The organism is Inquilinus limosus MP06 (genome assembly GCF_000767795.1).
GTDB lineage: Bacteria > Pseudomonadota > Alphaproteobacteria > DSM-16000 > Inquilinaceae > Inquilinus > Inquilinus limosus_E.
In genome coordinates this window covers 1-20,180 of sequence record NZ_JANX01000044.1, presented here as the reverse complement: position 1 = coordinate 20,180, position 20,180 = coordinate 1, and the positions used below count along the sequence as shown (strand labels likewise).

The following is a 20,180-nucleotide window of genomic DNA, read 5'->3' as shown; positions in this document are numbered from 1 at the left end:
ACGGTCGGGGCATCCCACACCTCAGGTCCGGCCGGGTTGGCGGCGAGGCGGCGGTAGAAGCCGGTATAGCGGGCGCAGTAGTCGGGGATGCCGCCCGGTGCGTTCAGCTCTATCGTGCCGAAGGGGCCGAGGAAGGACCAGCGCAGGCCCAGCCCGTCCTGGATGGTCCTGTCCAGATCCTGCGGGCTGATCACGCCATCGCCGACCAGCCGGAAGGCCTCGGCCAGCAGGGCGCCCTGCAGCCGGTTCAGCACGAAGCCGTCGACCTCGCGGTGAATCGTCACCGGCTCCTGCCCCGCGGCGCGGTAGATCGCTCGCGCTCGTTCGACCGTCTCCGGCGCGGTCCAGGGCGCGCCGCACAGCTCGACCACCGGCACCAGATGCGGCGGATTGACCGGATGGGCCACCAGGCAGCGCTCGCGCCCGGCCAGATTCTCGGTGAAGCGCGAGGCGACGATGGCGGAGGTGGAGGAGGCGAGGATGGCGTCGCGCGGCGCCAGCCGGTCCAGCTCGGCGAAGACCACGCGCTTGATCTCCACGTCCTCCGGCAGGTTCTCCTGCACAAGCTCGGCGCCGGCCACCGCTTCGGCCAGGGATCCGGCAGCGTGGATGCGCGCCACGGCGCCGGCCGGATCATCGACCAGCCCATGGCCGGCGAGATCGTTAAGGCCTTCGGCGATCAGCCCGGGTGCCGCCTGCAGCGCGGCCGCGCTGGCATCGGCCAGGCGCACCTCCCAACCGGCGGCGGCGAAGACAATCGCCCAGGACCGGCCGATTAGCCCGGTGCCGATGATCGCGACGGTCGGCATGCCCTTCCTCCCGGAGTCTCTTTGCGACAACGGTCCGATAAAGCGAGGCGTGGGTCCAGACCGTGTTGGGGCAACCCAGGCCGGCTTGGTGGCCATGGCGCGCCGGGCTAGGCTGTCCGATGCGCGCCGCGACGAGGCGCGGCCGGGCGAACAACGAGCGAGAAGGAAGGAGGAGCCCAATGGATCTCGGCATCAGGGGCCTGCGCGTCCTGGTCACCGCCGGCGCGTCCGGCATCGGGCGGGAGATCGCCCGCGCCTTCGTTGAGGAGGGGGCACGGGTGCATGTCAGCGACATCGACCGGGCGGCGCTCGACGCGCTGGCGGCGGAAAGCCCGGCGATCAGCGCGACCGCGGCCGACATGTCCGACCGGGCGGCCGTGGCCCGGCTGTTCGATGAGGCGCTGGCGGCGCTGGGCGGGCTGGACTGCCTTGTCAACAATGTCGGCATTGCTGGCCCGACCGGCCGGGTCGACCAGATCGATCCGGCGGAGTGGGACCGGACGCTGGCGGTCAACATCACCGGCCAGTTCAACTGCACCCGCCTGGCCGTGCCGCATCTGGCGAAGAGCGGCAACGCGTCCATCATCAACCTGTCCTCCTCGGCCGGGCGGCTGGGCTTTCCGCTGCGCACGCCCTATGCCGCCTCGAAATGGGCGGTGGTCGGCTTCACCAAATCGCTGTCGATCGAGCTCGGCCCGCTCGGTATCCGGGTCAACGCGATCCAGCCCGGCATCGTAGAGGGCGACCGCATCCGCCGCGTCTTCGCCGCCAAGGCCGAGCAGCGCGGCGTCACGGCCGCGGCGCTGCAGGAGCAGTCCCTGGCCCGGGCCTCGATCCGCGAGATGATCCAGCCGCGCCAGCTGGCCGACCAGATCCTGCTGCTGGCCTCGCCGCGCGGCCGCACCATTTCCGGCCAGGCGATCAGCATCTGCGGCGACCTGCAGTCTCTGGCCTGACGACCGTGCCGATCAGCTTTGCGCGGGCTTTCGGCAGGGAGGGGCTTTTCAGATCTTGCCCGCTCGGTTCTTTAATGGGAATGCGGTCGGCCTGATTCTCAACAAATTCGTCTAATATCAGGCGATGGGGTGGGTTCGGAGGGGAAGATGGTGGGTAAGGGACCTGAAGTGTCGAGGGTGGCGCGCGCAGCCGCCGTGGCCTGCGTGCTGCTCGGGGTGTTCGACGTATCGTCCGGCCACGCGCAGCACATCGTGCCCGGCCAGCGATCCGGCGTCATCGCATCCGACCCGGCCACCCTGGAGAAGACGCTGAACCCGGACGAGAAGAAACTGGTCCAGGAAGGATTGGCCTGGCTCGGCTTCTACAAGGGCTGGTTCGACGGGGCCTTCAAGGAGGGCACGCGCACCGCGCTCTCCAGCTGGCAGCGGCAGAACGGCGTCACCGCCACCGGCGAACTGGATGCCGACCAGGCGGTCACGCTTGCCGGCACCGCCCTGGCGATGCGGGACAAGACCGGCTGGCAGCCGCTCTCTGATTCCAGGAGCGGGATCACCATCTCCTACCCCTCCAAGGTCCTGACCAAGCGGTCGGATTCGGAGGCGGGCGGCGTCACCCTGGACGATCCCGACGGCGGTGCGTCGCTGATGACGATGCGTTTCACCGACGTGACCGACGGGCAGATCAACTCGTTCTACGACGCCCTCTCCGGCAGTGGCGAATCCGAGATCACCTACGAGTTCCGCCGGAACAACCTGTTCATCGTCACCGGCAACCGCAAGGGCGGCAAGTTCTACAGCCGCTTCGAGCAGCGCGGCCGTGAGATCCGTGGCTACGACCTGATCTGGCGGGCCGATCACGACGCCGATCTGCAGGCGCTCTCGGTGCTGATCTCGAACAGCTTCTATCCGTTCGGCTACGACAAGCCCCCGGCCGATCCGAGCTATCCGACCCTGATGGCGCTGGCCGATGCCCGGGGCGGCCAGCAGGGTGGATCGGCCGGCGCTTCGGCCTCCCAGCAGGAGCCCGGCGGATCGCAGCAGGCCAGCAGCAGCTCTCCCGGCAATCAGGCGCCGGCTGACCAGGGGGCGTCTGGGACCGACGCCACGCCCTCGTCCCATCAGGACGACCAGGCCGATTCGAGCGACGGGAAGCAGGCGGAAGAGGACGGGCAATTCGCCTTCGCCTATCTGGAGCCGAAGAGCCCGGGGCTGAAGGAGGCCTACGAGCTGACGCGCGACACCGACCTGCTGCGCCGCAATCCCGAGATCGCCTGGATGAACGGGATGTTCGAACTGCCGCGCCAGCTGCGCTATGTGGGCGCGGAATGCGGGGCGGTGAACGCGTTCTACTCACCCAAGGATTCGGCGATCGTGCTGTGCTACGAGCTGGTCGATTCCCTGGCGCAGCAGGGCATGAAGCTGGCCGAGAAGGCGGATCCGAAGTCGAACATCCTCGGCGCCTACATCGCCAGCAACATCCGCTTCATCCTGTTGCACGAGACCGGCCACGCCCTGATCGACATGCTGACCCTCCCCTCGACCGGGCGGGAGGAGGACGCGGTCGACCAGATGGCGGCGATGATGATCCTGCTCAATCCCGGCGGTAAGGAGACGAGCGACCAGATCGCCGAGGTGCTGCGGATGGCCGCTATCTGGTTCCAGAACAACGCCTCCGTCGGTGACGATGCCAGCCAGAACATGCAGGTCTTCGCCGACGAGCACTCGCTCAGCGAGCAGCGCTTCTTCAACCTGCTGTGCTACATGTACGGCCACGACGAGGATACCTATGACTGGATCCTCCGGGAGAAGTTCCTGCCCGAGGCGCGCGCGGTCCGCTGCTCCGACGAATCGCGCAAGATGTTCAAGGCCTGGGCCGCGCTGCTGGCACCGCACTTCACCCCGCGCTACCAGGCGATCGCCCGCATGCTGCGATAGGCCCGCCCGAACCGCCGTTTCGACACTCGCAGGACCTCAGAATGACGTTCCGCCTGCCGCGGGCAGGGGCCTTGGCGCTCCTCGCCCTCTTTGCCGCGTCGGCCCTCACCGGCTGCCTGTCGTCCGGACCGAACAAGGTGCAGCAGATCGGCAACGCCATGGTCGGCAAGCCCCTCGACGTCGCCTTCCAGACGTTCGGCCAGCCCAATATCGGCATCGGGCCGAGCCCGGGCGGCGCGGACGGCTTCTACCAATGGAGCCACACCCGGGTCAGCACCGGCACCCAGTTCGTGCAGACCGGCCAGTCCGACGGCACCATCGTCGGCATGACCCAGGGCGGCCAGGGCATCGCCTCGATGCCGATCTACCAGAGCCAGCCGACGGGCTATTACCAGCAGCAGGAGACCGTCGACTATCTCTGCAGCATCATCGTGTCGACCAACGCCCAGAACACCATCAAGGAGGTCACGGTCGCAGGCTGCGACTGACCTCGTCACGCTGCTGCGGCGAGGCCGGGCAGGGCGTCGCGCACTGATCGCGTCAGGATCGCGGCCAGGCGGGCGGTGACCGGATCCGGCTCGGCCTCGGCCCGCAGCAGGGTCAGGGGCAAGGCCGGGAGGGCCGGCGCCCTGGCCGGTTCCAGCACCCGAACGCTGCCCGGCAGCCCGAAATCGGTTCGGATGGTGACGCCGAGCCCGGCCGCCACCGCCGCCCACAGCCCGCCCAGGCTGGGGCTGACGAAGGCCAGGCGCCAGGGAATGCCGGCCCGGTCCAGCGCCGTGGTCGCGGCCGTCCGCAGCAGGCACGGCGCCTCCAGCACCGCCAGCGGCAGCGGCTCGTGGGGCCGATCGCCCACGGAATCGAAGAACCCGCCGCCGGCGGCCGGCCCGACCCAGCGCGTCGGCAGCTCGGCCACCCGCTCGATGTGGGGCAGGGCGCCGCCGTCGCCCCAGGCCAGCGCCAGGTCGAGCTGGCCGGCGCCGACCCGGTCCAGCAGCTCGAAGCTGCGGGCGATCCGGGCCTCGATCCGCACCCTTGGATGGGCACGGGCGAAGCGGCCCAGCACCGCCGGCAGCAGCGCCTCGCCGAAATCCTCCGACAGGCCCAGCCGCACCCAGCCCTGCAGGTCGATGCCGTGGACCGCGGCCGCCGCCTCGTCGTTCAGCGCCAGCAGCCGCCGGGCATAGGCCAGCATGGTCTCCCCGGCCTCGGTCAGGGCCAGGCCGCGGCCGGCCTTGCGGAAGATCGGCATGCCGGCCTGCTCCTCCAGCTTGCGCAGCTGGGCGCTGACCGCCGAGGTGGAGCGGCCCAGCCGGTCGGCCGCCTTGGCGAAGCTGCCCAGCTCCATGCCGGTGGCGAAGCTGCGCAGCACGTCCAGGTCGAAGGTGATCCGGCGCATGGAAATCATTCCAATTTTCTGAACCAATTGTCCCGATATTTCCGATTTTCAGGACAACCCTGCAGCGCTACCTCCTGGACGTCAAGTTCCGATGGAGGTCGCCATGCCGCTCACCCGCATCTCGCTCGCCAGAGGCAAATCGCCTGACTATCTCCGCGCCCTGTCCGACAGCCTGCACCGGGCGCTGGTCGAGGCCTTCGAGGTCCCGCCCGACGACCGTTTCCAGATCATCCACCAGCACGAGCCGGGAGAGCTGGTGTTCGACCGCCATTATCTCGGCGGCCCGCGCTCGGACGATTTCGTGCTGTTCCAGGTGACCGCCGGCCGGCCGCGCAGCACTGCGACCAAGACGGCGCTCTACCGGCGCCTGGCCGAGCGCCTGGCCGAGGCGCCGGGCCTGCTGCCGGAGGACGTCATGGTGGTGATCTCGACCACCGGGCTCGACGACTGGTCCTTCGCCGGCGGCGTCGCTTCGATGGTCCAAGATGGCGGAACCGGCCGATGAGCGCCGAGACAAGGCCGGGCAATCCCGGTGAGATGACCATCCGCCGCGCCGGCAGCGCCATCACCTGCGCTCCGGACGGCATCGCCAGCGGCCCGTTCTGGGTCGAAGGACTGCTGGACGGTCGCCTCGACGGCGAGATGACGGCGATGCGCGCCACCCTCGATCCCGGCATCCGCACGCGCTGGCACAGCCACCCGCTCGGGCAGCTGCTCTATGTCCTGCAGGGCGTCGGCCTGGTGCAGCGCGCCGGCGGCCCGGTGACGGAGGTGAGGGCGGGGGACAGCATCTGGTTTGCGCCGGATGAGCGGCACTGGCACGGCGCCTCGGCCGACAGCGTCTTCGCCTATGTCAGTGTCCAGCCGGTCCGGGCCGGCACCGCGGTGCATTGGATGGAACCCGTCTGACCGAAACCAGGAGCGTCGATCATGTATGCGATGCAATACGAGATCACCCTGCCGGCCGATTACGACATGCAGGTCATCCGCCGCCGGGTCGCGGCCAAGGCCCCCGCGCTCGACAACCTGCCAGGGCTCGGGCTCAAGGCCTATCTGATCCGCGAGCGCGGAGTCGACGGTTCGCCGGTCAACCAGTACGCCCCCTTCTACCTGTGGGCCTCGATCGAGGGCATGGGCGGGTTTCTGTGGGGCGGGGACGGCTTCGGCGGTGTCGTCGGGTCCTTCGGCCGGCCGCCGGTGCGGCACTGGACCGGAGTAGCCTGCCTGGCGGGGCCGGACCGCGGCGGCGCCCCAAGCCATGCCACCCGCCACACCGAACCGCTGCCGGCCGACGCCGATCCGGCAAACCTCGTGGCCGAGGCGGTGATGGAGCTGCGAGGCCATGCCCGGCGGCCCGGTATCCACACCGCGGCCCTGGCGGTCGATCCATGGTCGTGGGAGCTGGTGCGTTTCACCCTGTGGACCGATCCGGCCCCGGCGGAGAACGCGCCGCTGTATCAGGTGCTCCATTTGTCGACGCCGCAGCTCAGGGATATCACCCGCGCGGCATGACGGGGCCGCGCCGTTTCCGGCACGTGACCCAGGTCACCTTCGGTTCTGCCGTCCCGGTGCGATCGTCCGGGCGTTGCACAGGCGGCGGGTTCCAACGCCGCCGGAACCGGAGTCAGAGCCTTGTTTCAGTATCGGACAGAGCCGGCCGCATTCCACGCCTCTTCCTGGCCGCAGGGGGAGCTCGAGATGCAATCGGTCCGGCCGGAGACCGGCACGGCGCATCACCGCGCGATCCGCGTCGTCGTCGCCGATGACGATCCCGTGATGCGCCGCTCCATCGTCGATTATCTGGAGAGCAATGGCGTCCGGGCGGCTGCGGCCGCGGGACGTCGGGACCTGGCCCGCCACATCAGCGAGACCAACCCCGATCTGGTGATCCTGGACCTGCAGCTCGACCACGAGAGCAGCCTGCCGCTGCTGGGCGAGATCCGGTCGAAATCCGGCGGACCGGCGATCATCGGGATCGGGCGCGGCCGGGAGGAGATCGACCGCGTCGTCGGGCTGGAGCTCGGCGCCGACGACTATCTCGCCAAGCCCTTCGGGTTGCGCGAGCTGCTGGCGCGGATCCGCGCGATCCTGCGCGGGCGGGACGCTCCCCGGACAGCCTCGCAGCGGGCCCCAGAGCGCGGCCGCTGCCGGTTCGGCGGCTGGCAGCTCGAGCGGCGCCTGCGGCGGCTGACCGACCCGCAGGGCACCGTGGTGACGCTGTCGAAGAGCGAATATGCGCTGCTGGTCGCCTTCGTCGAGGCGCCGCAGCGACCGCTGTCGCGCGAGCAGCTGCTGCAGGCGACGCGGGTCCACGAGGATGTGTTCGACCGCAGCGTCGATGTCCAGGTGCTGCGGCTGCGCCGCAAGCTGGAGGCCGACCCGCGCGACCCGCAGATCATCCGCACCGAGCGCGGCGTCGGTTACGTCTTCACGCTGCCGGTCGAGGTGCAGTGATGCCTCAATGGACGGCGTGGCCCTCGCCACGCAGCGCGTGCCGCGCCCGGGCGAGGCGTGACCGGATGGTGCCGATCGGGACGTGAAGCTGTTCCGCCGCCTCCTCGTAGGAGGCGCCGTTGATCGCCACCAGGCGCAGCACGTCGCGATGGCTGCGCGACAGGGTGGGCCAGCGCTCCTCCAGCTCGCGCACCTCGATCGCGTCGGTCTGGCTGGGCGGCGACGGCAGGTCCCAGCCCTCGATCGGCACCATCTCGGTCTGATTGCGCTTGCCGGCGACGAACTTCGAAAGGTGCAGGCGGCGCATCATGACGATGAGCCAGGCGACGATATTGCTGCCGGGCCGCCAGAGATGGAGCTTGAGGGCGGCCCGCAGCAGGGTCTCCTGGATCAGGTCGTCGGCATCGGCGCGATTGCGGGTCAGACTGACGGCATAGCGTCGGAGGTCCGGAATACAGGGAGCGACGGTCGCGAGAAACTGCCGCTCGGTGGCGGCGGAGATGGCCGGCATCGGAAGCGTCCGTGTTGCGACTGACTACTGACGAAACCGATGGGGGACCCGACTGTTCCGTTAAAAATCCCGTTCTCCCTGTCTTTCCAAGAGTAAAATCCAGCTTCTCTGGACGTATATCGACATCGGGCCTCAGGTTTCCCAACGCCGATCTATCAATTGATATCACTCGATTTCATGATTCCAGATCGATGCCCTGGCGAGAGGTCGGCGGGCGAAAGAAATATCATTGATCGAATGCGAGGAATCCTGGCCTGTTGGTGATTTCACGGACGTATCCGACTTTATCGCGCCACGGGCGGAACAATCGCCTGCGCTCGATCATTGGCTCAATGTCCTCTGCCGCAACGCGGCGGAGGCGAACCCTGCCAGCCTGATGGAGAGGTCCCGTGAAACTCGCTCTTCTCGCTGCCGCGGCGGTCATCGTCGCCACCCCCGCCTTTGCCGATTGCCAGTCGGACGCCCAGCTGCAGGCGCAGAAGGTCCGCGCCGCGACCCAGACCCTGCAGGAGCAGTCCAACGCGCCCATGGCGGAGCAGTGCCGAACCGGCATGGGGCTGATCGCCGAGGCCAAGCGCCTCAACACGATCCGCCAGAACTGCCAGGCGGAGCTGCAGCTCACGGCCCAGGATCTGCAGCAGGCGGACCAGCGGATCCAGGCCGCCGACCAGGAATACGCCGCCCGCTGCGGCGGCTGACCCCACCGAACCGACGGTGAAAGGGGCCGGCTCCCGCGGGACCGGCCCCTTCCGTATCGGCCCGGCAGGGCGTGACGGATGGTCAAGTCCTGACGGAACCCGACCCGCGACGCGGCGATTGCTCGACCATGGATGTCTCGCTGTTTCACAACCCGAGGGCCGGCGACGGCGATTGGCCGGCCGACCGGCTGGTCCGCCTGCTGGAGATGTCGGGCTTCGCCCCGGTCCACACCTCGACCCGCGGCAAGGAGCTGGAACGGGCGCTGGAGAATCCGCACGACCTGGTGGTGGTCGCCGGCGGCGACGGCGCGGTCGCCGAGATCGTGCGGGCGCTGCACGGCCGCGGCCACACCATAGCCATCCTGCCGACCGGCAGTTCCAACAACATCGCGCGGGCGCTCGGCCTCATCGAGGAGCCGCGCCACATCGTCGCCGGCCTGGCTAAGGCGAGACGCGCGCCGCTGCGGATCGGCGTGGTCGAGGGGCCGGAATGGACGCTCAACTTCGTCGAGGCGGTCGGAATGGGCCCCATCGCCGCGGCGATAGGGCAGGCCACCGGCGGCAAGGAGCATGGCTCCGGCCTGGTCGGCGAACGGCGAGAGGAATTGCGCCGCATCGTCGCCGACAGCGAGCCGGTCGAGGCCAGCCTGACCGTCGACGGCAAGCGGTTGGACGAGAGGCTGCTGATGATCGAGGTCATGAACCTGCCGATGATCGGGCCGAACCTGCTGCTGGCGCCGGAGGCCGACCCGGGAGATGCGCATCTCGACGTAGCCTGGCTGCCGGCGGCGAAGCGCCGGTCCATGCTGGCTTGGCTCAAGGACCCGGAGGCCCGGGGCTCGCCGCTGCTCCGGGTGAAGGCCGAGCGGGTCGAGTTGCACCCCCAGGGCGGGACCATCCATGTCGACGACAAAGCGCTCGAAGGCGGCGAGGCCACGCTGATGATCCGGATCGAGCCGAAGCCGGTCCATGTCCTGATTCCGGGGGATGACGAATGACCGTGGCGGCCGACGACCACAGCGACCTGCCCGCCGGCGCGCTGCGGGAGTGGGAGGAGACCGCGGTCGAGTTCGCCAGGCTGGCCGGGGCCGAGATCGTCGCATCGCTCGGGCGGACCCTCAGTGTGCGCTATAAGACTGGGCCGGGGCAGGGGCCAGGGCAGGGAAACGAGTTGCTGTTCCGGGACCCGGTGTCGGAGGTCGACCAACGGGTCGAATCCCTGATCCGGACGCGGCTGGCGGAGCTGCATCCCGATCACGGCATCATCGGCGAGGAGATGGAGGACCATCCGGCGGCGCCGGACAGCCCGGTCTGGGCGATCGATCCGGTCGACGGCACCACCAACTTCGTCAACGGCCTGCCGCTCTTCGCCGCCTCGATCGGCGTGCTGCATCGCGGCCGGCCGGCGGCCGGGGCGGTCTGGTGCTCGACCAGCCACGCCCTGCGCTCCGGCGTCTATCACGCCTGCGGCCGCGGCCCGCTGAGCTTCGACGGGGCGGCGATCGAGGGCGGGCCGAACCCGGCGGTGCGGCGCCGTCTGTCGGGCGAGCCCCGGATCGACCCGGGCGGCGTGCTGCCCTGGGAGACGCGCAAGACCGGATCGGCCGCTATCGAATGCGCCTTCGTCGCGGCCGGCCTGCTGGAGGTGGCGCGGTTCGAGCGGCCGAATGTCTGGGACGTCGCCGGCGGCCTCTGCCTTGTCACCGCTGCCGGTGGCACCGCCTTCATGCTCTGCGATCAGGAGCGGGGCTGGGAGCGGTTCACCGGATTCGGCGACGATCCCCGCAGCTGGCGCGGCCAGCTGGTGATCGGGCCCGAGGAGGCGGCGGCCCGCCGCAGGGACGCGATCGCCGCCGGCTGAGCCTTCCGTCAGGCGAAGCGAAGCCGCTGGCCGATCCCCAGCGCCCGGGCCTTGTCCACCATGGCCGCGCCGAGCGCCACATCGGTGGTGCTGAGGCCGCGATGCCAGAACAGGATGGTCTCGTCGTCCCGTTCGCGGCCGGGCTTCAGGCCGGCGACGATCTGCCCGATCTCGGCATGCAGCGTCTCCGCCGTGACCTTGCCTTCGTCGACATGGCGGCGCAGCGCCCCGAAAGGACGGCCGGGGCCGCACTGGCCCCAGTCATCGACCACGACCTTGTCCATGATGTCGGTCAGGTCGAGTTCCAGCGCGCTCATCGTGCCATAGGGGACGACGAACGCGCCCTGCTTCACCCATTCGGTGCGGAACAGGGGCGCGGGCTCCGGCAGCCGGCTTGCCTCCACCATGATGTCGGCGCCCTTGAGACAATCCTCCCAGCTGTCGGCGGCGACGATCCTCTTCCCGAGATCCTGCTCCAGGCGCGCCGCGAAGGCATTGCGGCTTTCCGGACGGCGGGAATGGACACGGATCTCGTCGAAATCGAACAGGTGGTCGAGCAGGCGGACATTCCAGTAGGACGTGCCGCGGGCGCCGATATGGCCCAGCACCTTGCTGCCCTTGCGGGCGAGATGCTTCGCGCCCAGCGCCGTCACCGCGCCGGTGCGCATATCGGTGATCGCGGTCGCGTCGATCACCGCCTTCGGCATGCCGGTGTGCGGATCGAACAGGTTCAGCACCGCCAGCTCGGAGGGCAGGCCGTGCCTGTAGTTGTCGACGAAGTCGCCGACGACCTTCACCCCGGCGGTGTTCAGCGATTTGACGTAACCGCGCAGCACGTTGAAATGCCCCTTGTCGGAGCTTTCGGGCACCAGATGGACGCGCGGCTCGATCACGGTCTCGCCGAGGCCCTGCGCCTCCAGCGCCTTCTCCACCGCCGCGAGGATCTCGTCATCCCCGAGTGCGAGCGCCTTGGCGTCGAGCGCGTTCAGATAGTCGATCCAGATTTCCTGCATTCCTGGTCTCCAGGAGGCGCGGTGCCTGAGGGGGTGGAGCATGCGAAGCGGCAGCATCCCGCCGCATCGCCGGAGGTCAAGGGGCGTGGGGCGGTGAGGAGGCCCGGATGACCTCCGCCAGCCGCTGGACATCCATGCTCTGGGCGCGGTCCTCGACCAGTGGTGCCACATGGCAGCGGACCAGGCGATAGGCGTCCCCCGTGCCCGCGCCCAGCGCCGCCTCCACGCCGCGCAGCTCAAGGGCCTGGGCGGAGACGATAAGCTCGATCGCGACGAGGAAGCGCAGCCGGTCGATGATCGCCTCGGTTTTCGCCAAAACGGCCGGAGCCAGGGAGGCCTGGTCCTCGACCCCGTCCGCCACGGGGATCGGCGCCAGGGAGACCGGGGCCGCGAGGTGCCGGATCTCCGCCTCCAGGGCCGAGACGGTCTTCTGGACCGGGCCGAAGCCCGCCCGGCCCGCGCCGATCGGGGTCAGGAACCGCGGCAGGTCCGACAGGCCGGTCGACATGATCTTCATCACGCGATAGGCGGTCGCCGCCGCCCCATGCGCCATCGCCTGGCCGAGCCGCTCCCACGCCAGCACGAAGGCCGTCAGGTCGAAATTGCCGTGGGACAGGATCAGCCCCTCCGACGCCAGGACAACCGGATTGTCGCCGGAGCCGGCGAGCTCGATCTCGGTGGCGGCCCGCGCCTCGCCGATCGCGTGAAGAAGCGCTCCCCAGACCTGCGGGGCGCAGCGGTAGCTCAGCGGGTCCTGCACCCGCCGGGCCGCGCCTTCGGCCAGGAGGGCGCTGCCGGCGAGGAGCGCGCGCAGCCAGTCCGCCACCGCGCGCTGGCCGAAGGCCGGCCTGGCGGCCAGCGCGCGATCGTCAAGGGCCGCCACATTGGCGCGGAAAGCCTCAAAGGCGAGGGCGACAGCCGTCAGCGACCAGCCGAACAGCCGTTCGACGTCCTCCAGGCAGAGGCAGGCCTTGCCGACCGACAGGCTGTTGGCGACGACGATGGCGTGGCCGTCCTCGGCGCCAGCGGCAGCGGTTCGAGCCCGGCCCGCCGCAACACCTCGGCGGCCGGCATCACCGCGCCGCCGAACTCCGCCTCGCCATCGCCGAGCAGGGCGCGGCCCATATGCGCCAGTGGGGCCAGATCGGCCGCGCCGATCGAGCCCAGCGCCGGAACCACAGGGTGGACTCCGGCATTCAGCGCCGCCACCAGCCCGGCGAACACCGGCAGCGACACGCCGGAGCCGCCGGTCGCCATACCGGCGATGCGCGCCGCCATCATCGCCCGCACCACCTCGCGCGGCAGGGCCGGCCCGACCCCGACCGCTCGGCCTTCCGGAACCCGCCGCTGGAACGCGACCAGATCCTCCGCCGCGAGGCGCGTGTCGACCCCCGCGCCGAGCCCGGTGGTCAGGCCGTAGACCGGCACATCCGAGGCGGCATAGCGGTCGACGACGGCGCGCGCGGCAAGGATCCGGGCTTCGACCTCCGGCGAAACCGCCACATGCGCGCCGCGCCGGGCGATGGCGGCGATGTCGCCGGTGGTCGGCGCCTCGGCTGTCAGGGACACGGTGGCTAGGGGAGCCGTCATCTTCTGGTCCTGTTCACAACATCCGCCGTCCGGCATCGGTCGCCAGGGTAGGAGAGCGGAGCACGGGTCACCACCGCCGCCTTAGCCGACCGGGTGCGGCGGAAGATCCCGGACCTCGGCCGGCGCATCTACGGCAACGTCATCCTCCGCAAGGCACGGTCGCGGCACCGTCGTCCTGACCGGGCCGGCCGGGGCCCGGACCTCAATCCTCGATCCGGAAACCGCCATGCCGCTCGACGCAGCGGCGAATGAAGTCCCGCAGCACCCGGACGCGCGGCAGCTCCGCCTGCTCCTGATGGGCGCTGATCCAGTAGCTGCGGCGCAGCCTGACCTCGCCGGGCAGCACGACAGCCAGGGTCGGGTGCTGGCGCGCGATGAACCGCGGCAGCACGCACAGCCCGTCGCCCCGCAGGACGGCGTTCAGCTGGCCCAGCAGGCTGGTCGCCTGCAGCGGCACCGTCAGCCCCGGCAGGACCTCGCCGAGATAGTCCAGCTCGCGCGTGAAGATCAGATCGTCGACATAGCCGATGAAGCGGTGGTCGCGCAGGTCCTGCCGGGTGCGGACCGGCGGCGCCTCGGCCAGATAGCCGGCGTCGCCATAGAGCTCGAGGTCGTACTCCGTCAGCCTCTCGGTCTGGAAGCGGCCCCGGCCGGGGGGCGCCAGCGTCACCGACAGCTCGCCCTCCCGCTGCGACAGCGAGAGGATCTGCGAGACGGTGACCAGCTCGATCGTCAGTCTCGGATAGGCCGCGGCGAACTCGCCCAGATGGCGGGCCAGGAAATGGTTGCCGAACCCGTCCGGCGTGGCCAGCCGGACCTTGCCAACCAGCCCGGCCTGGGGCCGGCCGAGAGCCTCCGTCGCCTCCCGCGCCGCGGCCTCGACCCGCTCGGCATGCGGCAGCAGGGCGGCGCCGGCCGGGGTCAGCATGTAGCCGACCGGGCTGCGGTGGAACAGGGCGGAGCCCAGGGCGTGCTCCAGCGCGGCGATGCGCCGGCTGACCGTGGCATGGTCGCTGCCGATGGTCCGGGCCGCGCCGCTCAGCGTGCCGTGCCGCGCCACCTCGACGAAGAAGCTCAGGTCATTCCAGTCGTAGCGGCGCATGTTGTTCATAAACGCACAGACCCTTGGGGAACATTCGCGTATTGCTGATCAAATTCTCCCAGTAATGCAAGACGCAGCAAGGGAGGATGGCGATGGGCGGCGATCAGGAGTTCGATTTCATCGTCTTGGGCGGCGGGTCTGCCGGCTGCGTGCTGGCGAACCGCCTCTCCGCGAGCGGACGGTGCCGGGTGGCGCTGGTCGAGGGCGGGGGGCGCGACAGCTGGATCTGGTTCCACATTCCGGTCGGCTATCTCTTCGCGATCGGCAACCCACGGTCGGACTGGCTGTTCCGGACCGAGGCCGTGCCCGGCCTGAACGGTCGCGACCTCGCCTACCCGCGCGGCAAGGTTCTGGGCGGCTGCTCCGCCATCAACGCCATGATCTACATGCGCGGCCAGGCCGCTGATTACGACGGCTGGCGGCAACGGGGCCTGGTCGGCTGGGGGTGGGACGACGTCCTGCCCGTCTTCCGGTCGCATGAGGATCATTGGCGCGGCGCCGACGCCCTGCACGGCGCGGGCGGGGAATGGCGCGTGGACCGGCCGCGGCTGCGCTGGCGGATCCTCGACGCCTTCATCGATGCGGCCGAGCAGGCCGGGATCCCGCGATCGGTCGATTTCAACACCGGCGACAACGAGGGCTGCGGCTATTTCGACGTCAACCAGAAGCGGGGCCGGCGCTGGAGTGCCGCGCGGGGATTCCTGCAGCCGGTGCTGAAACGGCCGAATCTCGCGATCTTCACCCGGGCGCTGGCCGAACGGGTCGTCGTCGAGGACGGGCGGGCGACCGGCGTCGTCATCCGCCAGGACGGGCAGGCGCTGCGGCTGCGGGCGCGGGCGGAGGTCATCGTCTCGACCGGCGCGGTGGCGACGCCCGCGCTTCTGGAGCGCTCGGGCATCGGCGACGGAAACCGGCTGAGGCAGCTCGGCATCGACGTGGCGCGCCACCTGCCCGGCGTCGGCGAGAACCTGCAGGACCATCTGCAGCTGCGGCCGATCTTCAAGGTCTCCGGCGTGCCGACGCTGAACATGCAGTACCGCTCGCTGCTGCGCCGCGGGCTGATGGGGGCCGAATACGCCCTGCTGCGGCGCGGGGCGATGACCATGGCGCCGTCGCAGCTCGGCGCCTTCACCCGGTCGTCCGACCGCTATGCGACCCCCAATCTGCAGATGCACATCCAGCCGCTGTCGCTCGACAAGTTCGGCGACAGCATGCATGCATTCCCGGCGATCACCGCGAGCGTGTGCAACCTGCGCCCGAGCAGCCGCGGCTCGATCCATGCCCGCTCCCGCGACCCCGCCGTGCCGCCGGTGATCGCACCCAACTATCTGGCGACGGCGGAGGACCGCCAGGTCGCGGCGGATTCGATCCGGATCGTACGGGGCATCATGCGGCAGCCGGCCATGGCCCGCTTCGCACCGCAGGAGTTCCGGCCCGGCCCGGACCTGACGTCCGACGAGCAGCTGATCGAGGCGGCGGGCAATGTCGGCACCACGATCTTCCACCCGGTCGGCACCGCCAGGATGGGCCTCGGCAGCGACCCCATGGCCGTGGTCGACGGCGTCCTGCGGGTCAGGGGCGTCACCGGCCTCCGCGTCGTCGACGCGTCGGTGATGCCGACCATCACCTCAGGCAACACCAACTCCCCGACCATCATGATCGCGGAGAAGGGGGCGGCCATGATCCTCGATGCCGCGCGCTGACGCGACCCGGGCCCGTTCGACGGCCGCCGGTCCGGCCCGCAGCTTGCGACGAATTTTCTGCGGCCCGCCTGTCCGGGTGGCCTGAGCCCGCCCTGGAACGCACGCCGTCCGGGCGCCGTTGGTCTAGGACTGCTCCCTTATCGTCGCGGGATACTGCGATGCCCACAGCCGATCTCCGGTCGACGGCCCACATTGCCCATCATCCGATCCACGTCATGCTGGTGCCGGTGCCGATCGCGTGCTTCGTCGGCACGCTTCTGACCGACATCACCTACTGGCGCACCGCCGAGATGATGTGGGCGGATTTTTCCGCGTGGCTGGTCACTGTCGGCGTGATCCTCGCATATCTCGCCGCGATCGCCGGCCTGATCGATCTCTTCGGCAACCGTCGGGTGCGGGCCTTGGCGCCGGCCTGGCTGCACGCGATCGGCAATCTGGTGGTGCTGATCCTGGCGACCCTGAACATGCTGATCCACACCCGCGACGGCTGGACCTCGGTGGTGCCCTGGGGGCTGATCCTCTCGGCGGCGGTCGTCCTGGTGCTGCTGTTCACCGGCTGGATGGGCTGGTCGATGGTCTACCGCCATGGCGTGGGAGTGGCAGAGCGATGACCGGGTCCGTAACCGCCGGGCGTGCGGCGCTGGTGCTGGCCGCCGCCCTTGCCCTCGCCGCCTGCAACGAGGAGGCGTTCGACACCGGCAGCCAGGTCGGCCCGGATCCCGTTCTGCCCGAGCCGCAGCAATACCTGTTCCCGCCGATGCACCTGGCCTCCGTCGTTGGCTGGAAGCCCGGCGAGACGCCGACAGTTGCCCAGGGACTCAAGATCGAGGCGCTGGCCACCGGGCTCGAGCATCCGCGCTCGCTGTATGTGCTGCCGAACGGCGATGTCCTGGTGATCGAATCCAAGCCGCCGGGCGTGGAGCCGATCCGGCGGCCCAAGAGCATCGTAACGGGATGGATCGAATCTCTGGTGACGGGCGGCGGCGACCTGCCGAGCAACCGGATCACGCTGCTGCGCGATGCCGATGGAGATGGCAAGCCGGAGACGCGCAGCACCTTCATCGACCATCTCAGCTCGCCCTTTGGCGTCGCCCTGGTCGGCACTGATCTCTATGTCGCGAACACCGACGCGATCCTGCGCTTTCCCTACACCGAAGGCGACACCAGCATCACGGCCCCCGGCACGCTGCTGACCCCGCTGCCGGGCGGTCCGATCGACCATCACTGGACCAAGAGCCTGGTCGCCAGCCGGGACGGGTCGCTGCTGTATGTCGGTGTCGGGTCGAACAGCAACGTGTCCGAGAACGGCATGGAGGCGGAGAAGAACCGAGCCGCCATCTGGGAGGTCGAGCGGCAGACCGGCCGTTGGCGCCTGTTCGCGACCGGCCTGCGCAACCCGAACGGGCTGAGCTGGGAGCCGGAGAGTGGCGCGCTGTGGACCGTGGTGAACGAGCGCGACGAGCTCGGGCCCAACCTGGTGCCGGACTACATGACCTCGGTCAAGGGTGGCGGCTTCTACGGCTGGCCCTACAGCTATTACGGCCAGCATCTCGACCCGCGCGTCCAGCCGCAACGCCCAGACCTGGTCGAGAAGGCGATCGTCCCGGACTATGCGCTCAGCTCGCATGTCGCGCCGCTCGGGATGGCCTTCTATACGGCGAGCGCCTTGCCTCAGCCCTATCGCGGCGGCGCCTTCGTCGGCGAGCATGGCAGCTGGGACCGGGGCGAGTTCAACGGCTACAAGGTCGTGTTCATCCCGTTCAGCGGCGGGCATCCGAACGGCAAGGCGCAGGACGTGGTGACGGGCTTCCTGAATCCGGATGGCGAGGCGCGCGGCCGGCCGGTCGGCGTCGCGATCGACAAGTCCGGCGCGCTCCTGATCGCCGACGACGTCGGCAACACGGTGTGGCGGGTCACGGCGGCGAACCCGTAGCGGCCCGCCCGCGCCCAAGTGGGTCAGTTGGTCTTCGCCACCGCGGCGTAGCTGGTCTTCGGCTGCAGCACGAGGCCGGAGACGGTGCTGCGATGCGCGGCCACCAGCGTCTGCTGGAACAGCAGGACGAAGGGGCCTTCGGCCTGCACCTCGCGCTGCAGCCGGCCGTAGAGCGTGGCGCGCGTGGCCGCGTCGGGCTCGCGCAGCGCCTCGGTCACGGTCTGGTTCCAGCCGGCATCCTGCCAGCGGTTGCGCCAGGCCAGCGTCTTCGGCGCATCGGCGTCGTTCACATCCTTGTCGAAGGCGAAGGCATCGGCATTGCTGTGCGGGTCGCGATAATCCGGCACCCAGGTGCCGATATAGATGTCGTGCTGCCGCGCCCGGTACTTGGTGATGGTCTGCTTGCCGTCGCCGGGCAGGATCTCCAGCTTGACGCCGGCCTTGGCGAAGCTGGCCTGCAGCGCCTGGGCAATGTCGGCGAAGGGCGCGACGTTGCGCATGTCGATGGTGACGGAAAAGCCGTCGCCCAGCCCGGCGCGGGCCAGCAGCGCCTTGGCGCGATCGACATCCAGCCGGTAGGGCACGTCGTCGACGGCGCCGAGATATCCTGTCGGCAAAAAGCTCTGGCGCGTGGTCCAGGTGCCGCTCAGCAGGCTGTCCTGGATGCCCTGGTAGTCGACCAGCCATTTCAGCGCCTCGCGCACCTCGGGCTTCGCCAGGGCCGGGTTGCCCTGGTTCAGGCCGAGATACAGCAGCGCGTCGCCGGCCTCCTCCTGCAGCGCCACGCCGGTCGCGCCCTTCAGGGCCAGGATCTGGTCGCGGGTCAGGTCGCGGGCGTAATCGACATCGCCCTTCTCCAGCAGCAGCCGCTGGCTCGCCGGTTCGGGAACATGAAGGAAGACGAGGTGCGGCGTCTTCGGCCCGGTGTGCCGCCAGTGCGGGTTGCCCTCCAGCACCACCCGCTCATTCGGCACCCAGCGCTGCAGCGCATAGGGGCCGCTGCCGGCGCTGTGCGCCTTCAGCCAGCCATTGCCCAGGTCGTCCTTCGCCTCGTTCGCCTGTACTGTCTTGGCGTCGACCACCGAGGCCACGCCGGCGGTCAGGGTGTTGAGGAAGAAGGTCGGTGCCACCGCATGGTCGATGCGGATCTCCAGCGTCCGGTCGTCGACCGCGCGGATCCGGTCGGCGGCGTTGTCGGCGGTGAAGCCGAACTGGGTCAGGATGAAGGCCGGCGACTTGTCCAGCCGCACCGCGCGCTGCAGCGACCAGGCGGCGTCCTGCGCCGTCACCGGGTTGCCGCTGGCGAAGGCCTGGTCGGGCTTCAGCGTGAAGCGCCAGGTCAGCCCGTCATCGCCGATCGACCAGGACTCGGCCAGGTCGCCGACGATGGTCGGGTCGGTGGCGCTGCGATACCCCACCAGCTGGTCGTACAAACTCTGCGTCACATCGCCGACGCCGGGCTCGAACGCCTCCGCCGGGTCCAGCGAGATGAACTGGTCGATCTGCTTGGCCACCACGATGGTGTCGCGCGGCGTGCCGGCGACGGCCGGGCAAAAGGTTGGCAGAAGCAGCAGGGCGCCGAGCAGCGGCGCCGTCAGGCGTCTCATAGGACTCTCCTGGGCTGGGATGGTTGGATTAATACTGATATTCATTGGTAAATTTATAATCTATTGACAGTAGAATGTGTATTTCATGAGATAACAACATGAATCTTCGGTCCATGGCAGTCACCCTGGATCCGCCCGCACGTCATCCCGGGATGAACGGCATGAGCTATCTCCTGAGCCTGCTCGACAAGAGCCCGATCGCCGACGGTGAGGGGGCGGCGGAGGCGCTGGCCCGCACCGTCGACCTGGCACGGCGGGCGGAGCGGTGGGGCTTCCACCGCTTCTGGGTGGCCGAGCACCACGATACGCCGCGGCTCGCCAGCCCTTCGCCCGAGGTGCTGATCGCCTATCTGCTGGCGCACACCTCACGCATCCGTGTCGGGTCGGGCGGGGTGATGCTGCAGCATTACAGCCCCTACAAGGTGGCCGAGAACTTCAACCTGCTGGCGGCGCTGGCGCCGGGGCGGGTCGATCTCGGCGTCGGCAAGGCGCCGGGCGGGCTGCCGCTGTCGACCCGGGCGCTGCAGGCGGCGGTGGACCCGGCGCGCAAGCCGTCCTTCGCCGAGCAGCTGGCCCAGCTCGACGCCTTCCTCGACGACACGGTGCCCG

20 protein-coding genes and 1 pseudogene are annotated in these 20,180 nt (G+C 69.7%); 14 read left to right on the top strand and 7 right to left on the bottom strand.

Going from position 1 to position 20,180, the window contains the following annotated elements:
* Nucleotides 1–809: 3-hydroxyacyl-CoA dehydrogenase (locus P409_RS06090; RefSeq protein ID WP_034832986.1), on the bottom strand; the 809-nt coding region annotated here is incomplete at its 3' end.
* A 179-nt stretch (nucleotides 810–988) separates the two neighbouring features.
* Between P409_RS06090 and P409_RS06085 the strand changes: the two genes are divergently transcribed.
* The 3 genes from P409_RS06085 (at nucleotide 989) to P409_RS06075 (ending at nucleotide 4,188) form a co-directional block, all read left to right on the top strand.
* The gene (locus P409_RS06085) at nucleotides 989–1,765 is read left to right on the top strand and encodes an SDR family oxidoreductase (protein ID WP_034832984.1); all 777 of its coding nucleotides are present in this window, start codon (nucleotides 989–991) and stop codon (nucleotides 1,763–1,765) included.
* A 177-nt stretch (nucleotides 1,766–1,942) separates the two neighbouring features.
* On the top strand, nucleotides 1,943–3,700 hold the full coding sequence (locus P409_RS06080; RefSeq protein WP_052120086.1) for a DUF4344 domain-containing metallopeptidase: 1,758 nt from the start codon (nucleotides 1,943–1,945) through the stop codon (nucleotides 3,698–3,700).
* 41 nt (nucleotides 3,701–3,741) lie between these two features.
* A complete protein-coding gene (locus P409_RS06075; protein WP_034832981.1) occupies nucleotides 3,742–4,188 on the top strand; it encodes a hypothetical protein in 447 nt (148 codons plus the stop codon).
* A gap of 5 nt (nucleotides 4,189–4,193) precedes the next feature.
* Here P409_RS06075 and P409_RS06070 read toward each other — a convergent pair whose 3' ends face one another.
* A complete protein-coding gene (locus tag P409_RS06070) occupies nucleotides 4,194–5,099 on the bottom strand; it encodes a LysR substrate-binding domain-containing protein (protein ID WP_034832992.1) in 906 nt (301 codons plus the stop codon).
* A 103-nt stretch (nucleotides 5,100–5,202) separates the two neighbouring features.
* Here P409_RS06070 and P409_RS06065 point away from each other — a divergent pair, with 103 nt between their 5' ends.
* The 4 genes from P409_RS06065 (at nucleotide 5,203) to P409_RS06050 (ending at nucleotide 7,553) form a co-directional block, all read left to right on the top strand.
* Nucleotides 5,203–5,604 (top strand): tautomerase family protein, encoded by a 402-nt coding sequence (locus P409_RS06065; protein WP_034832991.1) that lies wholly within the window; start codon nucleotides 5,203–5,205, stop codon nucleotides 5,602–5,604.
* Complete coding sequence (locus P409_RS06060) at nucleotides 5,601–6,008, top strand: cupin domain-containing protein (RefSeq protein ID WP_034832980.1); 408 nt, start codon at nucleotides 5,601–5,603, stop codon at nucleotides 6,006–6,008. Before P409_RS06065 ends, P409_RS06060 begins: the two co-directional genes overlap by 4 nt.
* Before the next feature lie 21 nt (nucleotides 6,009–6,029).
* Complete coding sequence (locus P409_RS06055) at nucleotides 6,030–6,611, top strand: DUF4865 family protein (RefSeq protein WP_034832979.1); 582 nt, start codon at nucleotides 6,030–6,032, stop codon at nucleotides 6,609–6,611.
* A 186-nt stretch (nucleotides 6,612–6,797) separates the two neighbouring features.
* Nucleotides 6,798–7,553, top strand: a complete 756-nt coding sequence (locus P409_RS06050; protein ID WP_052120085.1) for a winged helix-turn-helix domain-containing protein — start codon at nucleotides 6,798–6,800, stop codon at nucleotides 7,551–7,553.
* A gap of 4 nt (nucleotides 7,554–7,557) precedes the next feature.
* On the opposite strand, the gene P409_RS06045 is transcribed toward P409_RS06050, so the two are convergent.
* Complete coding sequence (locus tag P409_RS06045; RefSeq protein ID WP_034832978.1) at nucleotides 7,558–8,064, bottom strand: RNA polymerase sigma factor; 507 nt, start codon at nucleotides 8,062–8,064, stop codon at nucleotides 7,558–7,560.
* 389 nt (nucleotides 8,065–8,453) lie between these two features.
* On the opposite strand from P409_RS06045, the gene P409_RS06040 reads away from it, so the two are divergent.
* The 3 genes from P409_RS06040 (at nucleotide 8,454) to P409_RS06030 (ending at nucleotide 10,623) form a co-directional block, all read left to right on the top strand.
* Nucleotides 8,454–8,762 (top strand): hypothetical protein, encoded by a 309-nt coding sequence (locus P409_RS06040; protein WP_034832977.1) that lies wholly within the window; start codon nucleotides 8,454–8,456, stop codon nucleotides 8,760–8,762.
* Between the two features lie 128 nt (nucleotides 8,763–8,890).
* Nucleotides 8,891–9,760, top strand: coding sequence for a diacylglycerol/lipid kinase family protein (locus P409_RS06035; protein ID WP_034832975.1), 870 nt, complete (start codon nucleotides 8,891–8,893; stop codon nucleotides 9,758–9,760).
* Nucleotides 9,757–10,623, top strand: a complete 867-nt coding sequence (locus P409_RS06030) for an inositol monophosphatase family protein (RefSeq protein WP_034832972.1) — start codon at nucleotides 9,757–9,759, stop codon at nucleotides 10,621–10,623. The genes P409_RS06035 and P409_RS06030 overlap by 4 nt, the downstream gene beginning before the upstream one ends.
* 8 nt (nucleotides 10,624–10,631) lie before the next feature.
* Here P409_RS06030 and P409_RS06025 read toward each other — a convergent pair whose 3' ends face one another.
* From P409_RS06025 to P409_RS06015, 3 genes and pseudogenes are all read right to left on the bottom strand, one after another.
* Nucleotides 10,632–11,636, bottom strand: coding sequence for an ornithine cyclodeaminase family protein (locus tag P409_RS06025; RefSeq protein ID WP_034832970.1), 1,005 nt, complete (start codon nucleotides 11,634–11,636; stop codon nucleotides 10,632–10,634).
* A gap of 76 nt (nucleotides 11,637–11,712) precedes the next feature.
* Nucleotides 11,713–13,226: pseudogene (locus P409_RS06020) on the bottom strand (HAL/PAL/TAL family ammonia-lyase).
* A 202-nt stretch (nucleotides 13,227–13,428) separates the two neighbouring features.
* The gene (locus tag P409_RS06015; RefSeq protein WP_034832967.1) at nucleotides 13,429–14,337 is read right to left on the bottom strand and encodes a LysR family transcriptional regulator; all 909 of its coding nucleotides are present in this window, start codon (nucleotides 14,335–14,337) and stop codon (nucleotides 13,429–13,431) included.
* Nucleotides 14,338–14,420: 83 nt separating this feature from the next.
* Between P409_RS06015 and P409_RS06010 the strand changes: the two genes are divergently transcribed.
* The 3 genes from P409_RS06010 to P409_RS06000 all read left to right on the top strand — a co-directional run bounded on the left by P409_RS06010 (nucleotide 14,421) and on the right by P409_RS06000 (nucleotide 17,964).
* Nucleotides 14,421–16,031: a GMC family oxidoreductase gene (locus P409_RS06010; RefSeq protein ID WP_430515624.1), complete on the top strand. Its 1,611-nt coding sequence runs from the start codon at nucleotides 14,421–14,423 to the stop codon at nucleotides 16,029–16,031.
* A gap of 158 nt (nucleotides 16,032–16,189) precedes the next feature.
* Nucleotides 16,190–16,642 (top strand): DUF2231 domain-containing protein, encoded by a 453-nt coding sequence (locus tag P409_RS06005; RefSeq protein ID WP_034832962.1) that lies wholly within the window; start codon nucleotides 16,190–16,192, stop codon nucleotides 16,640–16,642.
* On the top strand, nucleotides 16,639–17,964 hold the full coding sequence (locus tag P409_RS06000) for a PQQ-dependent sugar dehydrogenase (protein WP_034832959.1): 1,326 nt from the start codon (nucleotides 16,639–16,641) through the stop codon (nucleotides 17,962–17,964). The genes P409_RS06005 and P409_RS06000 overlap by 4 nt, the downstream gene beginning before the upstream one ends.
* Before the next feature lie 23 nt (nucleotides 17,965–17,987).
* On the opposite strand, the gene P409_RS05995 is transcribed toward P409_RS06000, so the two are convergent.
* Nucleotides 17,988–19,571, bottom strand: a complete 1,584-nt coding sequence (locus P409_RS05995; protein ID WP_034832957.1) for an ABC transporter substrate-binding protein — start codon at nucleotides 19,569–19,571, stop codon at nucleotides 17,988–17,990.
* 161 nt (nucleotides 19,572–19,732) lie between these two features.
* Here P409_RS05995 and P409_RS05990 point away from each other — a divergent pair.
* Nucleotides 19,733–20,180, top strand: a 448-nt coding sequence (locus P409_RS05990; protein ID WP_034832989.1) for an MsnO8 family LLM class oxidoreductase, incomplete at its 3' end; no start/stop codon positions are given.